14 protein-coding genes are annotated in these 19,607 nt (G+C 72.7%); 4 read left to right on the top strand and 10 right to left on the bottom strand.

Annotated features, from left to right (window positions below; all coding sequences use genetic code 11):
* Positions 1 to 111: 111 nt before the first annotated feature.
* The 6 genes from ACZ6N8_RS13225 to pcaF all read right to left on the bottom strand — a co-directional run bounded on the left by ACZ6N8_RS13225 (position 112) and on the right by pcaF (position 7,340).
* Positions 112 to 525, bottom strand: coding sequence for a hypothetical protein (locus ACZ6N8_RS13225; RefSeq protein WP_466009870.1), 414 nt, complete (start codon positions 523 to 525; stop codon positions 112 to 114).
* Between the two features lie 34 nt (positions 526 to 559).
* The gene (locus ACZ6N8_RS13220; RefSeq protein WP_466009868.1) at positions 560 to 2,113 is read right to left on the bottom strand and encodes an amino acid permease; all 1,554 of its coding nucleotides are present in this window, start codon (positions 2,111 to 2,113) and stop codon (positions 560 to 562) included.
* Between the two features lie 348 nt (positions 2,114 to 2,461).
* Complete coding sequence (locus ACZ6N8_RS13215; protein ID WP_466009866.1) at positions 2,462 to 2,962, bottom strand: DUF456 domain-containing protein; 501 nt, start codon at positions 2,960 to 2,962, stop codon at positions 2,462 to 2,464.
* A gap of 46 nt (positions 2,963 to 3,008) precedes the next feature.
* Entirely contained in the window at positions 3,009 to 5,165 is a 2,157-nt protein-coding gene (locus ACZ6N8_RS13210) for a putative bifunctional diguanylate cyclase/phosphodiesterase (RefSeq protein WP_466009864.1), read from the bottom strand.
* Between the two features lie 4 nt (positions 5,166 to 5,169).
* Positions 5,170 to 5,982: an SAM-dependent methyltransferase gene (locus ACZ6N8_RS13205; RefSeq protein ID WP_466009862.1), complete on the bottom strand. Its 813-nt coding sequence runs from the start codon at positions 5,980 to 5,982 to the stop codon at positions 5,170 to 5,172.
* A 152-nt stretch (positions 5,983 to 6,134) separates the two neighbouring features.
* A complete protein-coding gene (gene pcaF / locus ACZ6N8_RS13200) occupies positions 6,135 to 7,340 on the bottom strand; it encodes a 3-oxoadipyl-CoA thiolase (protein WP_466009860.1) in 1,206 nt (401 codons plus the stop codon).
* Positions 7,341 to 7,447: 107 nt separating this feature from the next.
* Here pcaF and ACZ6N8_RS13195 point away from each other — a divergent pair, with 107 nt between their 5' ends.
* The 4 genes from ACZ6N8_RS13195 (at position 7,448) to ACZ6N8_RS13180 (ending at position 11,695) form a co-directional block, all read left to right on the top strand.
* Entirely contained in the window at positions 7,448 to 8,413 is a 966-nt protein-coding gene (locus tag ACZ6N8_RS13195; RefSeq protein WP_466009859.1) for a glutathione S-transferase family protein, read from the top strand.
* Complete coding sequence (locus ACZ6N8_RS13190; protein WP_466009857.1) at positions 8,406 to 9,086, top strand: DUF998 domain-containing protein; 681 nt, start codon at positions 8,406 to 8,408, stop codon at positions 9,084 to 9,086. Before ACZ6N8_RS13195 ends, ACZ6N8_RS13190 begins: the two co-directional genes overlap by 8 nt.
* Positions 9,087 to 9,254: 168 nt before the next feature.
* Positions 9,255 to 10,559 carry a dicarboxylate/amino acid:cation symporter gene (locus tag ACZ6N8_RS13185; RefSeq protein WP_466010352.1) on the top strand — a complete coding sequence of 435 codons (1,305 nt, stop codon included), beginning with the start codon at positions 9,255 to 9,257 and terminating at the stop codon, positions 10,557 to 10,559.
* Between the two features lie 68 nt (positions 10,560 to 10,627).
* Entirely contained in the window at positions 10,628 to 11,695 is a 1,068-nt protein-coding gene (locus ACZ6N8_RS13180) for an NADH:flavin oxidoreductase/NADH oxidase (RefSeq protein WP_466009855.1), read from the top strand.
* A gap of 45 nt (positions 11,696 to 11,740) precedes the next feature.
* Here ACZ6N8_RS13180 and ACZ6N8_RS13175 read toward each other — a convergent pair whose 3' ends face one another.
* From ACZ6N8_RS13175 to ACZ6N8_RS13160, 4 genes are all read right to left on the bottom strand, one after another.
* On the bottom strand, positions 11,741 to 15,253 hold the full coding sequence (locus tag ACZ6N8_RS13175) for an ATP-binding cassette domain-containing protein (protein ID WP_466009854.1): 3,513 nt from the start codon (positions 15,251 to 15,253) through the stop codon (positions 11,741 to 11,743).
* A 96-nt stretch (positions 15,254 to 15,349) separates the two neighbouring features.
* Entirely contained in the window at positions 15,350 to 15,943 is a 594-nt protein-coding gene (locus ACZ6N8_RS13170; protein WP_466009852.1) for a TetR/AcrR family transcriptional regulator, read from the bottom strand.
* Between the two features lie 10 nt (positions 15,944 to 15,953).
* Positions 15,954 to 18,188 carry a YhgE/Pip family protein gene (locus tag ACZ6N8_RS13165; RefSeq protein WP_466009850.1) on the bottom strand — a complete coding sequence of 745 codons (2,235 nt, stop codon included), beginning with the start codon at positions 18,186 to 18,188 and terminating at the stop codon, positions 15,954 to 15,956.
* The gene (locus ACZ6N8_RS13160; protein WP_466009849.1) at positions 18,185 to 18,952 is read right to left on the bottom strand and encodes an ABC transporter ATP-binding protein; all 768 of its coding nucleotides are present in this window, start codon (positions 18,950 to 18,952) and stop codon (positions 18,185 to 18,187) included. Before ACZ6N8_RS13160 ends, ACZ6N8_RS13165 begins: the two co-directional genes overlap by 4 nt.
* Positions 18,953 to 19,607 lie beyond the last annotated feature (655 nt).

Genomic DNA, 19,607 nt, shown 5'->3' with positions numbered 1-19,607 from the left:
GGTCTACTGGCAAACCGGATCACCGTCAATGCCCCGACCCGCCGGGGCGCGAAACCGGGGACCAGGTCCGCGCCGGTGTCCGCTGCTCGGACCTCGGCCCCCGCGTTCAGGTCACGTCACCGTCCCCATCGACACCACGACGTCCTCGTTGCCGGTGTGCGACCAGAACACCGGCTCGTCCGAGTAACTCAATTTTGCCTCGGCCCACAGGGGGTGGGACGAGACCACGAACCAGTCATGGCTGCGGGACAGCAGGTAGACGTCCCAACCGGGTTCGACCACTAGGTCGTGCAGGTCCGTCAGACGGCGCGTCTGCTCCGGATCCGCCCTGCGCAGCCACAGACCGCGCAGCACGAAGGGCGTGCACAGGTACGTCACGTCCTGGAACAGCACCTCAAGCCGGTACGCGTGGGTGGAGCTGGCATCGGCCTGGAGCCACAGCTGGGTGTGCGTCCGGCTCACCTGGGTGATCTGGAACAGCCGGTCCGGCGCCTCGATCTCGGCGGTGGTGTCGTTGCGGATCATGCGCTCACATTCTCAGGAACCCGGCTACCGCCCATCAGTCGCGGCGTTCGTCGACGGTACGAACGGGGCCGGTGAACCACTTGCGGGCCGAGGCGTACCACCAGACGGCGACCACAAGCAGCACCCCGCCCACGGCGAGCGGCGCGTAGTTCACAGCCGACCAGGTGAAGTCGTCGTTGCCAGGCACCCCGGCGGGCACGATCGGCAGCACGAAGTAGACGGCGATGACCGCGATCTCGATGACCGCGATCCAGCCGAGCAGCTTGTACTTCCGCCCGAGCGTCCACGGGCCGGGGGTGAACCTGTCGCCCATCCGCAGCCGCAGCGCGATCGGGATGAGGAACGACAGGTAGAGCCCGAGCACCGCGACGGACACCACGGCGTAGAAGGCGATCGGGATGCCGGCGGAGCTTTCGTAGAGCGCCGGCAGGGTCAGCACCAGGCCGGCCACCGTGGCCCCGATGATCGCGTTGACCGGGGTGCCGTTGCGGTCGACGGTCGACCAGAGCCGCCAGCCGGGCACCGCCCGGTCGCGGCTGAACGCGTACGCCATCCGGCTCATCGAGGTCACGCAGCTCATCCCGCAGAAGAACTGCCCGATCGTGGAGATGATGATGACGATCTTGAAGAAGACCGGGGTCAGGGCGGATTCGAAGATCGCGCCGGAGAAGCCGCCTGCGGCGTTGACCGCCTCGACGTCGGTGGCCGCGAAGAGGAACGCCAGCAGCAGGATCCAGCCGCCCACCGCCGAGTAGAAGATCGACTGCCAGAGCCCGCGCGCGGCGGCCTGCGAGGCGCCCCGGGTCTCCTCCGAGACGTGGGCGCAGGCGTCGAAGCCGGTGATCGTGTACTGGGTGAGCAGGAAGCCCAGCGGCAGCACGTAGAACCAGAACGTCAGCCCGCCGACGTCCCCGTCACCGAACCCGGAGTTGTTGAACCGCTCGGTGAACACGAACTGGAAGCTCTGGTGGTTGTCCGGGACGAAGACCAGGATGGCCACCACGACCGCCGCGCCGGCCACGTGCCACCAGACCGAGACGTTCTGGAGTACGTCGATGATCCGGTGCCCGAAGATGTTGATCAGGCCGTGCAGCACCAGGATGACCACGAAGAGGACGAACGCCTGCCGCAGCGTCCCCGCCCAGCCGTCGAAGAGCGCCGACAGGGTGAGGTTGAGAAACGTCGCGCAGCCGTAGTCGACCGACGCGGTGACCGCGACCAGGCCGATCAGGTTCAGCCAGCCCGTGAACCAGCCGTGCACCGGGCGTCCCATGGTGGCCGCCCACCAGTAGATCCCGCCGGCGGTCGGGTACGCGGACACCAGCTCCGCCATGCAGAAGCCGATGATCAGGATGAACAGCGAGATCAGCGGCCAGCCCCAGGAGATGGCGACCGGCCCGCCGTTGTTCCACGCCTGCCCGAAGGTGGTGAAGCAGCCGGCCAGGATCGAAATGATCGAGAACGAGATGGCGAAGTTGGAGAAGCCGCTCCACTTGCGGCGCAGTTCCTGTTTGTAGCCGAGTTCGGCGAGCCGTCGGGCATCGTCGTCCATTGGTTGCTCGGCGGTCGGCACGGGCGTCGTGGCCACTGCACACCTCCCTGAGGTGATTCCGCGTACGAGTGCGCAAAGTGTCGTCCCGCCGATCAAGGGCGGTCAATACGGTGCGGGTGGGAATCTCACCGCCGTCGGGCTAATTGCGTTGCCGCCGCGACCACCCCGGCCGCATCCTTGACCTCGTGACCAGGGCCGGCTCTCCGGCCGATCCCCCGGGCGCTCGGACCGCCCGGACCGCGGCGGCGCGGGGCACACCTCTCTCTCACGAAACCGGTACGGTGCCCCGCGCCCCCTCTCCTCCCGGTGATCAAGAGAATTGCGTCAGATTTCGCGCGCTTCCTGACGCAGACCTCTTGATCACCGCGGGAAGGGTCGGCCCGGTCAGGTAAGGAGGAGGCCGGCCAGCCACAGCGCGGCGACGAGCAGGCCTGCGGTGAACTCCACGAGCATGGACAGGCCGGCGGCCTTGAGCGCCTGCACGGTGGACGGCCAGGCCAGGCGGTTGCTGCCCAGCCGCAGCCGTTCCGCTCCCCACACCCCGGCGACGAAGCCGAGCACCAACCCGACGACGGGCACCACGAAGAACCCGATGATGCCGAGCACCGCGCCGGCGAGCAGCGTGGACGTGGGCACGCCTGTGCGCTTCAGGTTCCGGCCGGGCCAGGCGTACTTGATCACCGTGCCGCCGGCGGCGACAAGCGTCGCGGCGGCGAACACCGCCCAGCCACCCGGGCCGGCGCCACCGAAGACCGCCCAGACGAGCACCCCGCCCCAGCACAGCGGCAGCGCCGGCAGGCCGGGCACCACCACGCCCGCCAGCCCGGCGACGATGGCGAGCGCCGCCACCACCGTCACCACCGTCTGCGAGTCGTTCAGGCTCACGCCGCCACCCTCCGTCGCCACCCTCGCGGCCGTACCGGTCCCGCGCTCACCCGGCCGCCCCACCGCGCAGCCGGGCGGTGATCACCTCGGCCGGGGCGGGAGCGCCGAAGTACCGCCCCTGCCCGGTGTCGCAGCGCAGCGCGCGCAGCCGTTCGGCCTGCACTCCGGTCTCCACCGCCTCGGCCGTGACCCACAACTCCAGGGCGTGCGCCAACCGGACCAACGCGTCGACGATCCGCTCGTCGCGATGGTCCGCCGCGACGTCCGTACCGTCGGCGCGGATGCCCTCGACGAACGGGCCGGCCAGTTTCAGGCAGTGGATCGGCAGCCGGCGCAGGTACGCCAGGTTCGAGTAGCCGGTGCCGAAGTCGTCCACGGCCAGCCGGATGCCCAACGCGGCGAGCCGGTGCAGGCTGCGCAGCGGCTCACCGGCGCTGCCCATCACGGCGCTCTCGGTCAGCTCCAGTTGCAGCAGCTCCGCCGGCAGCCCGCTGGTGTCCAGCGCGTCGGCGACGGTGTCCACGATCGCGGGGTCGTCGGCCTGCCGGGCGGCCAGGTTGACGCTGACCACCAGCCGCGCGCCGGGGAACTCCCGCCACCACCGCTCGGCGTCCCGGCACGCGGTGCGCAGCACCCATTCGCCGAGTCCGACGATCAGACCGGTCTCCTCGGCGAGGCCGATGAAACGGTCCGGCCCGATGAGGCCCAGCTCGGGGTGCTGCCAGCGGACCAACGCCTCCACGGCGAGCATCCGGCCCTCCAGCAGCGACACGATCGGCTGGTAGTGCAGCACGAACTCGCCCCGCTCCAGGGCCGCCGGCAGCCCGGCGACGAGCGTCGCGCGGGCCAGGTCCCGGGCGCTACGCTCCGGGTCGTAGACCGCGTACCGGCCCCGGCCCGCCGCCTTCGCCCAGTAGAGCGTCGTGTCGGCGGCCTTCATCAGCTCCGAGGCGGTGGTCTCCTCGGCCGGGCACTCCACGACGCCGACACTCGCCGACACCGCCAACTGCTTGTCGCCGACGTGCACCGGGGCCGCGACGGCGGCCAACGCCGTCTGCGCCACCGCCACCGCGTCCTGGCCGCCGTCGACCAGGATCACGAACTCGTCGCCGCCCATCCGGGCCACCAGGTGACCGTGCTCGGCCACGCACTCGGCCAGCCGACGGCCGATCACCACCAGCAGCCGGTCACCGAGGTCGTGGCCGAGACTGTCGTTGATCGCCTTGAAGCCGTCCAGGTCGAGGAAGCACACGCCAACGCGGCGTTGCGGCGCGGCGGAGTCGAAGACCCGGCCCAGCGTCTCGAAGAACAGCGTCCGGTTGGGCAGCCCGGTCAGCGGGTCGTGCAGGGCCTGGAAGCGCAGCCGCTGCTGGAGTTCGTACCGCTCGGTGATGTCCTCGATCATCGCGACGGTGAACCGGGGCCGGCCGTCGTCGTACCTGATCAGCGACACGGCCAGGTCCGTCCAGACGATGCTGCCGTCCTTGCGGTAGTAGCGCTTCTCCATCCGGGCCGAGTCCTGCTTGCCCTCGACCATCTCCTGGTACAGGTCCCACATACCGGCGGCGTCGTCGGCGTGGAACAACTCCGCCACGTTGGTCCGGCACAGCTCCTCGATCGAGTAGCCGAGCATGTCGGCGAACGCCTGGTTGACGTCGATGATCTGACCGTCCACGCCGGCGATGCCGATCCCGATCGCCGCACCGGTGAACACCGCCCGGAACCGCGCCTCGCTGTCGCGCAGCGCCTGCTCGACCTCGTCGCGCGCCTGCCAGGCCGACCGGGCGATCCGTTCCTGCTGGGCGAAGGTGCGGTCGCGCAGCGCCCGGGCGTACCCGGCCGCCAGCCCGCCCTGCACGGCAGCGATCCGCTCGCTCAGGTCCGCCGGCCAGCCCTCGGCGGCCAGCACCCGGTGGGGGAAGTCCGCGCCGAGTGCGGCCAATGCCCATTCCAGTGCCCGAGGCTCGGTGAGGTGCGCCTCCACCAGGGCCCGGCCGACCTCCTCCGCCGGCCGGGCCGTGAACGGCTCCGCGCGCACCGCCTGCGCCAACCGGACGGTGTGCACCATCAGCAGCCGCTCGGTCTCGGCCGCGCTGAGCGGCACGAAACCGAGCCGGCGTACCGCACGGGCCCAGTCGGCGGCGTAGCCCTGGGCACCGCCCCGGCCGACGTCGGCCCCGATGGGCTCCGGGACGGCGGCCACGGGATCAGCCGGCGGACTGGTCGTGCCGGGCGACACCCCCGAAGGCGCCGAACCGCTCCGGGTGCTCGTCCACGTCGGACGGCGAGTCGGGACGCCAGAGCGGCATGTGCACGACACCCGGTTCGAGGATGGTCCAGTCGCCGAAGAAGCCGGTGATCTGGGCGCGGGAGCGCAGGGTGATCTCCGTGTCGGTACGCGCGGAGAGGCGCTGGGCGTCAAGCATCTCCTGCGGCTGGTCCTCGAAGGTGGAGTGCGAGATGACCAGGAAGCTGCCCGGCGCGGCGGCGGCCCGCAGGGTGGAGAGGATCTCCTCGGGACGGTCGGCGTCGGGGACGAAGTGCACCACCCCGGCCAGCAGGATGCCCATCGGCCGGCTGAAGTCGATCAGGTTGAGCTGGTGGGTCTCGGTGAGGATCCGCTCCGGCTCGCGCAGGTCGGCGTGGATCACGCCGGTCAGGTCGTTGCCGGCGAGCAGTTCCCTGCTGTGCGCGACGGCCACCGGGTCGATGTCGACGTACACCACCCGGGCCTTGGGGTTCGCCGCCTGGGCCACCTCGTGCACGTTGCCCACGGTGGGAATTCCGGAGCCGATGTCGAGGAACTGGTCGATGCCGGCGTCGAGCAGCGCGCGGACGGCGCGGCGCAGGAACTCCCGACCGGACCGCATGGTGGCGGCGAGGTTCGGGGTCATGCTGGCGATCTGCTCGGCCAACTGCCTGTCGATCTCGAAGTTGTGCGCCCCACCCAGGAAATAGTCGTACACCCGGGCCGCACTCGGCCTGGTCAGATCGATCTCGGTCGGCAGTCCGTCCGGCATCAGCGTGCTCCCCAGTTCATCGCCGCGGCGCGGGGCGGCACCGGCGTCGGCGGACGTGCGCGACCACCGGCGGACCCGCGGGTCGTGTGGTGTGGACCACTCTAGGCCGCCGACGCGAGCGTTCGGGAGATCCCTTCACGCTGTTTCCGCGCTCAGTCGACGGACTCCAGCAGCAGCGAGATGCCCTGCCCGACGCCGATGCACATGGTGGCCAGGGCACGACGGCCTCCGCGCCTGCGCAGCTCCAGGGCGGCGGTCAGGGCCAGCCGGGCGCCGCTGGCGCCGAGCGGATGGCCCAACGCGATGGCGCCGCCGTTCGGGTTGACGTGCTCGGCGTCGACGGGCAACCCCAGCTCGCGCAGCACCGCCACGGACTGCGCGGCGAACGCCTCGTTCAGCTCCACCACGTCCACCGCACCCACCTCGACGCCGACCCGGTCGAGGAGCTTGCGGGTGGCCGGCACCGGGCCGATCCCCATGATCCGGGGCGGTACGCCGGCCGCGGCCGCCCCGCCGATGCGGGCCAGCGGGGTGAGGCCGTACCGGGCCACCGCCGCCTCGCTGGCCACCAGCAGCGCGACAGCGCCGTCGTTGACGCCCGACGAGTTGCCGGCGGTCACCGTGCCGCCGTCGCGGAACGGGGTGGGCAGCGCGGCAAGCTTCTCCAGCGACGTCTCCCGGGGGTGCTCGTCCACCTCGACGAGGCGGGTCTCCCGGCGGCCGGCCGGCACGGACACCGGCACGATCTCCTCGGCGAGCCGGCCGTCGGCCTGCGCCCTGGCCGCCCGCTGCTGCGAGCGGTACGCGAACGCGTCCTGCTCGGCCCGGCTCACGCCGTACTCGGCCGCCACGTTCTCCGCCGTCTCCGGCATCGAGTCGATCCCCCACCCGTCACGCATGAGCGGGTTGACCAGCCGCCAGCCCAGCGTGGTGTCGTGCACCTCGGCCGAGCGGGAGTACGCCGACGTCGCCTTCGGCATGACGAACGGCGCCCGGCTCATGCTCTCCACGCCGCCCGCGACCACCAGCTCGGCGTCCCCGGCGACGATCGACCGCGCGGCGGTGGCCAGGGCGTCCAGGCCGGAGCCGCAGAGCCTGTTGACGGTGCTGCCCGGCACCTCCTCGGGCAGGCCGGCGAGCAGCGCCGCCATCCGGGCCACGTTCCGGTTGTCCTCGCCGGCCTGGTTGGCGCAGCCGAGCACCACGTCGTCCACCCGCGCCCAGTCCACCGACGGGTGGCGGGCGACCAGCTCACGGATCACGTGCGCGGCCAGGTCGTCGGGGCGGACTCCGGCCAGCGCGCCGGCGTACCGGCCGATCGGGGTGCGGACACCGGCCACCAGGTATGCCACGGTCATCGCGAGTCCTTCGGGGGTGCAGACGGCGGGGGTGGGGCACGCCCACCGGGTCGCGGAGGGCTGCCGGCCGCCAGGATATCCGCGCTCGCAGCGGATAGGTTGACGGCATGGCCCGGGCCCAGTTCAGCGCAGAGACAAGTGGCGGCGGCGCGTTCGTCCGCCAGCCCAACCGGTTCACCGGTCGGGTCACCGCCGACTCGACCTCCCCGCCCGGTGGCGGCCCGGACGAGCAGGACCGCTGGCCGCTGGAGGCCGGCCGCTACCGGCTGATCTGGTGCCGTGCCTGCCCGTGGGCGCACCGGGCGAGGATCGTGCGTGGTCTGCTCGGGTTGGACGACGCGATCTCGCTGGGCACCGTCGACCCGATCCGCGACGAGCGGGGCTGGGCGTTCGCCCTCGACCTGGACGGGTTCGACCCGGTCCTCGGCGTCGGGTTCCTCTCCGAGGCGTACCTGGCCACCGACCCGGACTACACCGGCCGGGTGACGGTGCCGGCGCTTGTCGACGCCCTGACCGGTCGGGTCGTCACCAACGACTACCCGCAGCTCACACTCGACCTCTCCACCGAGTGGCGGTCACTGCACCGCGCGGGGGCGCCGGACCTCTACCCGGAGGCGCTGCGCCCGGAGATGGACGCGCTGATGGCCGACATCCACGCCGACGTCAACAACGGCGTCTACCGGTGCGGGTTCGCCACCTCCCAGGAGGCGTACGACGAGGCGTTCCGGGCGCTCTTCGCCCGGCTCGACATGCTCTCGGACCGGCTGGCCGGGCAGCGCTATCTGATGGGCGACGCCATCACCGAGGCCGACGTCCGGCTGTTCACCACACTTGTCCGCTTCGACGCCGCGTACCACGGGCACTTCAAGTGCAACCGCGACAAGCTGACCGAGATGCCTGTGCTGTGGGCGTACGCCCGGGACCTGTTCCAGACCCCGGGTTTCGGCGAGACTGTCGACTTCGACCACATCAAGCGGCACTACTACGGCACCCACCGGGAGATCAACCCGACCGGGATCGTGCCGCTCGGCCCCGACGAGTCCGGCTGGACGACGCCGCACGGGCGTGGCTGAGCGGGGGCGGGCCGGCACCACGAGCGCGCCGGGCGTCGGCGCGGACGTCGCCCGCCGGGTCGCCGCGTCGGTCGCCGCCGGCTGCACGCTCGCCGGCGCGGTAGCGGTGACAGTCGCCGTGCTCGCCGGTCCCGGTCCGGGTTTCACCGGGTACGTCAGTGAGGCAGGTATCGCCGGCAGCGGCTACGCCGCGACGTACCGGATCGGGGTGCTGGCCCTGGCGGGCGCGCTGCTGCTGATCGCCGCGGCGCTGCCCCCGGGGGTACGGGCGGCGTCGGCGCTGCTGGCCGTCGGCGCCGTGTGCACGGCCGTGTCCGGGGCGGTGACCTGCTCGGCGGGCTGCCCGCTGCCGCCGTTCGAGAAGACAACAGTGGCCGACCTGGTGCACGGCGGCGCGAGTATCGCGGCGACCGCGGCGGTCGTCCTGGCGATGGCCGCGCTTGCCGTCTCGGGTGCGGCCGACCGGACGGTACGACGCCTGGCCGCCGGGGCTGCCGGGCTGGCCCTGCCGCTCTGCGCCGCGGTGGGGCTGGCCATGCTCGTCGTGGGCCGGGGCGCGGTGGTGGGTGTGCTGGAGCGGGTGGTCCTCGCGCTCGCGGCGCTGTGGGGCGTGGCGACGGCCACCACGCTGGCGCTCTGTAAGGATCCTCACCCGGATCGCTCCTTGCGGTGACCGGCGACCGGGGTATCGTGTGTCAACGATGACCAATGTCTGGGGCCTCACCGTCCGCCTGTACGTCGATCTCCGACTGCAGGCCAGCGGCATCTGTCCGGCGTAGCGCGCGTCACTCGCCCATCCCGCCCGGACCAGACAATTGGAAAACGTCCCATGCCATTCGGCCTGCGTAAAATCCCCTTCTCCGTGCAGATCCTGCTCGGTCTCGTCCTCGGTGTCGCACTCGGTTTCATTGCCCGCAGCAACGATCTGAGCTGGCTGACCAGCACCCTGCACACCGTCGGCAGCCTCTTCATCCAACTCCTGAAGCTGGCCGTGCCGCCGCTGGTCTTCACCGCCATCGTGGTGAGCGTGGTCAGCCTGCGCGGTGTCGCCAACGCCGCCCGGCTCGCGCTCAAGACCCTCATGTGGTTCGGCATCACCGCGCTCATCGCGGTGAGCATCGGCATCGGCCTCGGCCTGCTCACCAACCCCGGCAAGGGTGTGACCCTCGACGTGGGTGGCGCCGCGCCGCCGAAGAACACCGGCTCGTGGACCGACTTCCTCACCGGCATCGTGCCCACCAACCCGGTCGGCGCGTTCGTCGAGGGCAACGTCCTGCAGATCGTCTTCCTCGCCCTGGTCGTCGGTGCCGCCGCCCTGCTCGTCGGCGAGCCCGCCGAGCCGTTCGTGGCGCTGAACCGCTCGCTGCTGGAGATCGTCCAGAAGGCGCTCTGGTGGGTCATCCGGCTCGCCCCGATCGGCACCCTCGGCCTGATCGGCAACGCCGTCGCCTCGTACGGCTGGGACCTGCTGGCCCCGCTCGCGAAGTTCACCACGGCCGTCTACGTCGGCTGCGCCATCGTGCTGTTCGTGGTCTACCCGCTGGTGCTGATCCTCGCCGGCCGGCTCAACCCGCTGCGCTTCTTCGCCGGCGCCTGGCCGGCCATCGAGCTGGCGTTCGTGTCCCGCTCCTCGGTGGGCACCATGCCGGTGACCCAGCGCTCCGTCGAGCGCCTCGGCGTCCCCCGCGAGTACGCCTCGTTCGCGGTGCCGTTCGGCGCCACCACGAAGATGGACGGCTGCGCCGCGATCTACCCGGCCCTGGCCGCGATCTTCGTGGCCCAGGTGTTCGGCGTCCAGCTCGGCGTCACCGACTACCTGCTCATCGCGTTCGTCTCGGTGGTCGGCTCGGCCGCCACCGCCGGCCTGACCGGCGCGATCGTGATGCTCACCCTCACCCTGAGCACGCTGGGTCTGCCGCTGGCCGGCGCCGGCCTGCTGCTCGCCATCGACCCGATCCTCGACATGATCCGCACCGCCACCAACGTGGCCGGGCAGGCTCTGGTGCCGACGGTGGTCGCCGCCCGCGAGGGCACCCTCGACCGGGCCGCGTACGAGTCCGCCGGCAAGCGCGACCTGACCGAGCCGGAGCCGGCCCCGGTGGCCCGACCCGACCGGCAGGACGAACTGAGCCCCGTCCCCGCCTGATCCCGGCACACCGACGTCGACGGACCCCTCCCCGAGGGGTCCGTCGACGTTTTCGAGAGGATGACGACATGAGTTCCCTGTTCACACCGCTGGCCCTGCGCGCGGTCACCCTGCCCAACCGGATCGCCATGGCACCCATGTGCCAGTACTCGGCAGGCCCCGACGGGCTGCCCACCGACTGGCACCTGATCCACCTCGGCACCCGCGCCGTCGGCGGAGCCGGCCTGGTGCTGAGCGAGGCCACCGCCGTGGTGCCCGAGGGGCGGATCAGCCCGCAGGACACCGGGCTGTGGTCCGGCGCCCACGTGGACGCGTGGCGACCGGTGACCGAGTTCGTCGCCGCACACGGCGCGGTGCCGGCCGTGCAGCTCGCGCACGCAGGGTTCAAGGCCTCGACGTACCGGCCGTGGGCACCGGAGCGCGGCGGTGTTCCGGACGACGAGGGCGGCTGGACCCCTGTCGCCCCCGGGTCGGACCCGTTCACCGCCGGCTACCGGACGCCTACCGCGCTCGACGCGGCGGGTGTCGCCCGTGTGGTCGACGCGTTCGCCGCCGCCGCCGAGCGGGCACTGGCCGCCGGGTTCGCCGCCGTGGAGATCCACGCCGCGCACGGCTACCTGCTCAACGAGTTCCTCTCCCCGCTGACCAACCACCGCACCGACGGCTACGGCGGCGACCGGGCCGGCCGGATGCGGCTCACCCTCGAGGTCGCCCGCGCGGTACGCGCCGCCGTCGGCGAGAACGTCCCGGTGCTCACCCGGATCTCCGCCACCGACTGGGTCGAGGGCGGCTGGACGATCGAGGACAGCGTGGTGCTCGCCGGCGAACTGGCAGGTGTCGGCGTGGACCTGGTCGACGCGTCCTCCGGCGGTGTGAGCACGGAACAGCGCATCCCGCTCGGCCCCGGCTACCAGGTGCCGCTGGCCGCCCGGATCCGCCGCGAGGCAGGCGTGCCGAGCGGCGCGGTCGGCCTGATCGTGGAGCCGGAGCACGCCGAGCAGATCATCGCCAGCGGCGACGCCGACCTGGTGCTGCTCGGGCGTGAGCTGCTGCGCGACCCGTACTGGCCGCGCCGGGCCGCCGCGAAGCTCGGAGTCGCGTACACCGGGCCGGCGCAGTACGCCCGCGCCGCCTGATCCCCGCCGGTCGGGCGGCTGCCGTGTCCGGCGGCCGCCCGACCGTCAGCCCGCCAGGTGCGACCAGTCGCCCTCCAGGTCCTGCCACGCGCCCTGAGCCGCGACGGCTCCGCCCAGCAGCACCACCACGTGGTCGGCGCGGACCAGCGCGGCCCGCTTCGCGGTCGACCCGACCACTGTCACCCCGTGTGCCCGCAACGCCTGCCACAACGCCAGCTCGGTGGTGACGTCGAGCGCCGAGGACACGTCGTCGGCGACCAGCAGCTCGGTACGCGGCGCCAACGCCCGCGCCAACGCCAACCGCTGCAACTGCCCGCCGGAGAGCCGCGTGCCCTTGTGCCCGATGAGCAGACCCAGCCCGCCACCGGCGGCGGTCAGATCGTGGTCGAGCTGGGCGGTGCTTACCGCTCCGGCCGCGTCCACCTGGTGCCCGAGAGCGATGTTGTCGGCGACCGTGCCGGAGAGCACCCGGGGCAGCTGGGCGACGTAGCCGACCTGGTTGGGGCGCAGGAACAGCTCCGGCTCGGTGACCGGGTCGCCGTTCCAGGACAGCTCACCGGTGTGGTGCACGATGCCGGCTAGCGCCCGCAGCAGCGACGACTTGCCCGACCCCACCGGCCCGACGACAAGCACCAACTGTCCCCGTTCGACGGTCAGGTCCACGTCCCGGACGGCGACCGTGCCGTCGGAGTGCACCACGCCGAAGCCGCGCAGCTCCAGCCGGCGCAGCGGGTGGCGGGGCGGTGGCGTCGGCGCGGGGGCCGTCCCGCCGGCCAGGTCGACCGCCGGCACCGCCGCAGAGTACGCGCCCACTCCGGTCATCGCCACCGTACGACGGGTCCAGACCCGCGCGGACGGCAGCTGGGAGATCAACGACGCCGTCGTCCAGGCGAACCAGCGGGCCGCGCCCAGGGTGGAGACCGCCACCAGCACCGCCCCGGCGGAGAGCCCGCCGCTCAGGTAGAGCGCCCACGCGCCGATCGGCAACAACCCGCTCGCCATCGACGGTGTGGAACGCGACCACACCTGCACCGAGATCTCCCGCCGCTGCCTGTCGCTGCGCACCGCGTCCAGGTCCGCCAGGTGGCGCAGCACGGCCGCCGTCGCGCCGGAGAGTTTCACCGTCCGCGCCGCGGAGAGCGCCGAGACCAGCGCGGTGGCGAACGCGGCCCGCGCCGCCACCGTCGCCCGGGCGGCACGCTCCAACTTCGGCCCGAAGAGGGTCGCGGCCAGCCCGGAGACGACGATCGTGCCGAGGAAGAACAGCCCCGGTACGACGCTGCCGGTGACCGCCGTCATGGCGACCAGGAACACCAGCGCGACGACCTGGTCCAGCACGTTGTCGGCGAGTTGGACGACCCGCTCGGTGTCCCCGCCCTGTGCCACCACCTCGGCCGGGGTGTGGGAGCTGACCCGGCGCGGCCCGGTCTGGCCGTGCACCAGGCGCAGGCCGATCCGCAGCATCTGCCGTACCCACCAGTGCGGGAACCAGACGTGGGTGTAGAACGGCAGCGGAAGGGTGACCAGCAGTCCGACCACGATCCCCATCGCCGGCAGATACGGACTGCCCCCGTCCACCACGTCGGCCCAGAGCCAGGGCAGCACCGGGCCGTCCAGCCCGAGCAGGCTGAGCCCGAGGAACAGCCCGATCGCGGACATCCCGTACCGGGGATCGTTGAGGCAGAGCCGGAAGATCTCCCGCATCGTCCGGGCCCGCGGCACGGGCGGCAGCGGCGGCGGGTCGGCGCGGGTCGGCCCGACCGGTTCGGACGATTCGGCAGGCGTGGTCGCCGGCTCGCCCGGCCAGGCGTCGACCGGGTCGGGACCGACCAGCAGGTCGGTACCAGCGCCGGCGCGACCGGTCGGCGCCGACGCGGCGTACGCGGCGGCGTGGCTGGTCGCCAGCAGTTCGGCGAAGCGCGTGGACGTCTCCAGCGGGCCGGCCTCGACCACCGCACCGTCGGCCAGCACCACCACCTCGTCGCAGCGGCGCACCGAGGAGAGCCGGTGCGCGATGACGATGCCGATCCGGTCGCGCAGCAGTCGTTCGGTGGCGCGCTGCACCCGCGCCTCGGTCACCGGATCCAACCGGGCAGTGGCCTCGTCGAGGATCACCACGTGCGGGTCCCGCACCAGGATCCGGGCGAACGCCACCAACTGCTCCTGCCCTGCGGAGAGAACGTGACCGCCCTCCCCCAACCGGGTCGCCAGTCCCTGCGGCAGCTCGGCGATCCAGCCGGCCAGGCCCAGCTCGTCAAGTGCGCGGGCGGCGGCGTCGAGCAGGTCCGGGTCGAAGAGCGCCACGTTCTCGGCGAGCGTGCCGGCGAGGATCTCGGTGCGCTGCGGCACCAGCGCCACCCAGCGGCGCAACTGCTCGACGTCGAGATCACACAGGTCGGTGCCGCCGAGGAAGACAGTTCCCGGTGGCACGTCGACCGCCCGGGTGAGCACCTTCGCCAGTGTCGACTTGCCCGAACCGGTCCGCCCGATCAGCGCGTACGAGCGGCCCCGCGCGAAGGTCAGGCTGAGCCCGCGCAGGGCGGCACCCCGTCCACTCTCCGGGCCGCTGACCTCGTACTCGAACGTCAGGTCGCGGATGCGCAGGTCACCCGAGGTCGGGCTGGCTCCGCCGACGGGTTCCTGCCGGGCCTGCTGGAGCAACCGCACCCGGGCCCACGCCCCGAGGGCCTCCTGGATCTCCGGCACCATTCGGCTGACGTGCTCCGCGGTGGCCCCGAAGGCCAGGGCGAGCAGCCAGATGCCGGTGAGCCGGGCGGCGTCGATCCGGCCGGCGGCAAGGGCCCAGGCCCCGCCGAGCACCACCGCGCCGATGCCACCCCGGATCGTCGCGGTGGCGATCGTGGCCACCCGGGCCGACATCACCCAGACCCGGTTGCCCCGGGACAGCACGGCGGCGGCGCGGCGGGCGTACAGCCGCAGGACGTACGGCCGGGCCAGGCTGGTCCGTACGTCGTCCTGGCCGTGCACCGCCTCCTCCATCACCGCGGCCAGGTCCGACCACGCCTCCTCCTCGGCCATCCGGGCCGGGCCGATCCGTGCCGTGGGCCGCCGCAACCCGACCGCGAGCACCACCGTGAGCAGCAGCATCGCGATCCCGGCCGGCCACCACACGGCCAACGCGACGACCATCGACAGCAGGCCCACGCAGAGCCCCTGCGCGAGCCGGGTGCCCTGGTTACGGATCGCCGCCGCCACCTGGTAGACGTCACCGTCGATGCGGTCGAGCATCTCGCCCACCGGGGTGGTCTCCAGCGCGGGCAGGTCCTGCCCGAGGGCCACCCGGCAGAGTCGACGGCGCACGTCGGCCGACCAGTCGGCGGTCAGACCGGCCATCAGCAGGCTCACCACGAAGTCGCTGAGCACCACGGCGACGAGCGCCGCGGCCAGCACGGCGAAGAAGCCGGCCGAGCGGTGCACCAGCACCGCGCCGGCCAGCGCCGACGCGCCTGCCTGACCGGCGGCACCGAGGACGATGAGGACGGCCACGACCGTCATCCGGCGCGGCGAGGTGCCCCACATATCTCGGAGCAGGCGCATGGAGAGTCCCTCCGGACGTGGGTGGCTGAGCACCCAGCCTGCCGGCAGCAGCCCTGTCCGCTCAACCGAATTACCCGCTCTGAGCAGGACTTCCGATCACGTCTGGGCGACCCGGCGGACGATGCCGAGCAGCGCCTCCTGCACGTCGGAGATGGGCCTGTCGGGCTGGAACACCAGCCAGTCCACGGCCACCACCAGGCCCACGCCGAACAGCGCCGAGGAGGCGGTCGGCACGTCCAGATCGGCCGGTAGGTCACCGCTGTCCACTCCGGCCCGTACCGTCTCGGCGATCACCTCGATCGCCTCGCCGCGCAGCAGCCGCAACGTCTGCTGCCACTCCCTGTTCGTCCGCCACATTTCCGACAACAGCAACTGGGCGAACGCCCGGTACCGGCGGATGTAGTCCAACTCGGCGCGGACGAGGGCCGCCAGCGCGGCGCGGGGCGGCAGCCCGGCGACCGCCGCCCGGAACTCGGCGGTGAGCAGACCGATGCCGTGCCGCAGCAACTCCTCGAAGAGCGCAGTCTTGGACTCGAAGTTGTAGTAGACCGTCCCCTTCGCGACCCCGGCCCGCGCGGCGATGTCGTCCACGGTGGTCGCGGAGAAACCCTGCTCGGCGATGAGGTCGACGGCCGCGACGAAGAGGCGCTGGCGGGTGTCCTCGCGCCGCCTCGACCGTCCGTCCGTCACCGGCCCATCCTCACATGGCCAACTCGGGGTGCAGCTTCGACGGGGTGAGCCGGCGCGAGCGGCGGGCCGCGAGAGTGGTCAGGACCAGCGCCGCCGCCCCGAAGCCGACAAGCACCAGCACCGCCCGCAACACCGGGTTGGTCGGGCCGCCGTTGACTGTGTGCCGCAGCCCGTCCACCACGTAGCTCATCGGCAGCCACGGGTGGATCGCCTGGAAGAAGCCGGGCGAGGTCTGCACCGGGTAGGTTCCTCCGGACGAGGTGAGCTGGAGCATCAGCAACGCCAACGCGGCGAGCCGCCCGGCCGGGCCGAGCTGGGCGCCGAGCCACTGCATGATCGCGGTGAACGCGAGCGAGACGAGGGCGAGCAGGCCCAGGGTCGCGGCGGGCCGGACCGGGTCCAGCCCGAGCAGCAGCGTCACCGCCGCGAACAGCACCCCGGCCTGCGCCAGTCCGACCGCCGCGGCGGGCAGCCAGCCCGCGAGCGCCACCCGCCAGGCGGGCGCGCCGGACATGACATGCCGCCGGTTGACCGGCCGCAGCAGCATGTACGTGATCATCGCGCCGACCCAGAGCGCCAGCCCGAGGAAGTACGGGGCGAAGCCCACCCCGTACGAGGCTGCCGGGTTGCGGGCCGAACGGTCCAGCGACACCGGATCACCGAGTACGTCGGCGCGGGCGTCCGCGTCGTCGTACCCCGGGATCTTCTTCTCTCCGGCGGTCAGGCCGGCGGCGAGGTCGCCGGCCCCGCCGTCCAGGCGGGTCAGCCCGGAGGCCAGCTCACCGGCGCCGCTCTCCAGCCGGACCAGACCGCTGGCGAGCTGGTCGCTGCCGCTGGTGAGCTGGTTGAGCCCGCCGTCCAACTCCCGCGCCCCGCTTGCCAGCCGGAACAATCCGCCGCGCAGCCGCTCGGCACCTGTTGCCGCGTCGCCCAAGCCGTCGCGCAGCTCGGCGCTGCCGTCGGCGAGGGCGCCCAGGCCTGCGGCGAGTTCGTCGACCTTGCCGCGCGCGGCGGCGACGTCGTCAGCCAGGTGCGGTGCGGCGTCGGCGATCTGCCGGGCGGTGGCCGCCACAGTGGTCATGCGGTTCCGCAGCGCCGTCAGGTCGGCCCGGTCGAGACCGGAGACGACCGCCCGGGCCGCCTCGACGGTGGCCGTCGCGGCCGTGCGGGCGGCAGCGACGTTCGGGTCGTCGGCCAGCTCCGGGTGCGCGGCGACCAGGGCGTCGAGCCGCTCGCGTACGGTCTCGGCCTGGGTCAGAGCCTTCTGCGCCCGCTGCGGCAGAGCGTCCAGGCCGTCGGCGAGCGCCTGCGCGCCGTCGGCGATGGCCGTCGCCGACCGCTCGATCCGCCCGGCGTTGTCCCGTAGCACCGGCTCGATCCTCGCTGCCGCACCGTCCACGGTGCTCGCCACCGCCCGGGTCGCGGTGGCCGCGCGGGCCGTACCGTCGGCGAGCTGCGCCGCACCGGTGCGGAGCTGGTCCAGCCCGGCGGTCAACTCGTCGGCGCCCCGCGCGCTCTGGTCCAGCCCGCCGGAGAGGCTTCCGGCGCCGGCGGCGGACCGACCCAACCCGTCGGCGACCTGCCCGGCCCCGGAGGCCGACCGGTCCAACCCGTCGGCGATCCGGCCCGCGCCCGCCCGGGAGCTGCCCAGCCCGTCGGCGAGCTGACCGGCACCATCGGCGGCTCTGCCGGTCTCGGCCTTCGCGTCGGTGAAACCGACAAGCATCCGGGCGAAGTAGCCCGACGCCGCGCTCTCCGCGGCGGCGGCCCGGATCTCGCTGAACGCCGACCGGGCGAGCAACCCGGACAGGTAGTTCGTGGCGTCGTCGTTGACGACCTTCAGCTCACCCCGCCGCGCCGGCTGGTCCGGCTCCGGGCTCGCGGCGAGCGTGGCGGAGAAGTCCGCCGGGATGGAGAACACCAGGTGGTAGCGGCCGGTACGCAGGCCCGCAGCGGCGTCCTCGGCGTCGGTGACCTGCCAGCCGAACACCCGCCGGTCGATCAGCTCGTCGGCCAGATCCTGCCCGGCGTGCACCACCGAACCGTCACCGGCCTTCGCCGGCCGGTCGGCGTTGACAAGCGCGACCGGGATCCGGTCCATCTTCCCGTACGGATCCCAGAAGGCGTACAGGTAGAGCGCCCCGTAGAGCAACGGGATCACGGTCAGCACGGCGAGCGCGGCGCGGGGCAACCGCCCCCGGGTCATCCGGCGCAGCTCGAACCAGGCGAGTCGGACAACGCTCATCGGGTCACCTCGGCGTGATGGGCGGGAACTGTTCCGGTGCCAGCGCGGCCCGCTGAAGCGGGCGCGAGGTCCTCGATGTCGGCCTGCTCGGTCGGTGCTTCCTCGACGGCGGCCTGCTCGGCTGTCGTTTCCTCGGTGGCGGTCACCTCGGCCTGGTCGGCCGAGGGCTCGCCCAGTCGGTGGATGATCGGCGTCGAGGGCGGCTCGACCTCGCGGGCGGTGACCACCACGGCGATGCCCTGGCTGGCGACGCGGTCGAGGATCGTCCAGAGCAGGGCCCGATCCGAGGAGCTGGTGCCCGCGTCGATGTCGTCGGCGAGGATCAGCCCCGGCCCGCTCAGGGCGGCCAGGGTCAGGCCGAGCACCTGGCGCTGCACCGGCGTCAGGTCCCGCCCTCGGCGGGCCGGATCGAGAAGGTTCTCCGCGCCCAGCCCGACGCTCTCGATCGCGGCGGTCACCGCACCCCGCCGGCCCCGTCGACCGAGCAGGAGCAGCCGCTCGATGATGTGCTCGGCGACAGTCAACTCCGGATCGGGTTCGTGTACCCCGGCCACCTGGCCCAGCGCCGCCGGCGCGTGGTGCCGCAACTCCCCCTCGGTGATCGGAAAGCTACCCGCCAGGGCGAGCAGCAGGGAGGTTCGTCCACTTCCGGGCGGGCCGACGACCGCATGCACCTCGCCGGCACGGCCCGCGAGGTCGACACCCCGAAAGACCCACCCCCGACGGGTACGCAGGCCGAGCCCACGGGCTTCGACGACCACCATCACTCGACCCCGATCGCTGTACTGACTGGTCAGTATAAAAACAACCTCAGCATAGGTCGCTCGCCGCCCAGACGGGACAGTCGGTTCAGGTGATCCTGATCAACCCACCTAGCCAGCCCTCGCCCCAGCCAGGTCGAGGAGGCCTCAGGGCCTGTGGGCTGGCGGTCGACTTCATATCGGCGATGGGGCGGCATCCAGGTCGCCCCGACAGTCCCAGATCTCCGACATGAAGTCGATCAACCCCGATCGCCCCAGGCCGCACGGTGCCGGTGTCGCCGGATGGGCATTTGTCCGGCTTGGGTTGTGACCGGTCGCACCGGTGCGGCGGAATCGTGGCCGGCCGGGGGTCGTTACATACCCTGACGATCGCAGGACCACGGCCACTCGGCCCCGGCCCCACGGGGTTGGAACGCCCGGCCGGGCCCGGTCGTTGCAGACCCCCAGGCGCCGCCTCGATGCGGGTGCCCCCGGACGGGCCGCCCCCGGAATGACCCCGGTCCGCCGGCCGTTACACAGACCCCCCGGGCACCGCCAAGATGTGGGTGCCGCTGGATGGGCCACCCCCGGAATGACCCCGGCCCCCGGGTCGTTACACCCAGACCCCGGCGCCGTGAGCCCCCCGGCTCGCAGGCCGCCGATCTTCCCCCAGTCTTTG

The sequence above is a fragment of the Micromonospora sp. NPDC047521 genome (assembly GCF_055587305.1).
This window is presented reverse-complemented; position numbering and strand designations above follow the sequence as displayed.